General features: G+C 42.2%; 2 protein-coding genes. Both read right to left on the bottom strand.

The window, feature by feature from the left end:
- A partial coding sequence (locus tag R7Z49_RS23765; RefSeq protein ID WP_318112183.1) for a type VI secretion system baseplate subunit TssG occupies positions 1–614 on the bottom strand: 614 nt, incomplete at its 3' end.
- Positions 611–972: type VI secretion system baseplate subunit TssF (locus R7Z49_RS23770; protein WP_318112185.1), on the bottom strand; the 362-nt coding region annotated here is incomplete at its 5' end. The genes R7Z49_RS23765 and R7Z49_RS23770, both read right to left, overlap by 4 nt.

The raw sequence follows: 972 nt of genomic DNA on the forward strand, positions 1-972 counted from the left end.
TGTTCAGATTTAGACAGTCGCATCCATTGACCTTGAAACTCGTGAATACGAATTTGGCAACCAGACAAACATTCCAAAATGCTCTTCAATGCACCTTTACTTCGTGTTGGAGATGCATACATGCCGCCATAATGCAGTGCTAGATCATTCCCATCGCCAGTCAATGACGACATGCAATCAGTTAATGGGGAGCGCTGATTTTTTGCATGCGCACGCGCTTGTATGGTTAACTGACTCAACTGCCAACTTCGATAATAGAGGGATAAAAGCCGATGGTTAAAAATGTCATAGAAGTCCACCATCGCATGATCGCCTTCTTTCAGTCGATGTAATGCAAGCTCACTGTAATGCTGAGGCAGTACACCCTGCTCCCCCGTCAAGCCAATCAAATTTGTCTCAAGCGCTAATTTATCTTTACCTAATGGTTTAGTAGAAACGAGTTGCGCATTCTCAAAGCCTAAAGACGCATTGACCTTTAAGTTGAGTTTCTCGTTTTTGGGTAATGCATCTGTTCCAATTTGCGATTCAACTTTCAAAAGCTCTTGCTCAATAAGATGAATAGCTTCAAACAAAGAACGTTGCTTTAGTTCGCGGTAGAAGTCCTCTGAGCTCATAACAACACCTTATCACCTGTCAGCGCAGGCCATACGTGAAAGGAGCTGCTGGTTGATTTCAACTTAATCTCTAACTGCGTAAACACGTTAATCTCCGCATATTGAGCAAAGTAAACAGATAACACGCTACCCAATAAAAAGATCTGCTCTTTTGGCAGTATCTGATCGGATACTGTTAGAACCAGCTTTACTCCATGTGCAAAACCAACTTTTCCTTTCTGACTAACCCTACCGGTTGTATGTTCAAACTCTAGCTTGACTAGAGCATCTATAACGGCTTTTGTTTCGGCAGTGCCTGCAAATGCATACAAGTTCAATGTTTGTTTTAACGTTGCTAAGCCGTCAGCTTCAGTAAAAT

This window comes from Vibrio sp. 1562, assembly GCF_033340155.1.
Lineage (GTDB): Bacteria > Pseudomonadota > Gammaproteobacteria > Enterobacterales > Vibrionaceae > Vibrio > Vibrio alginolyticus.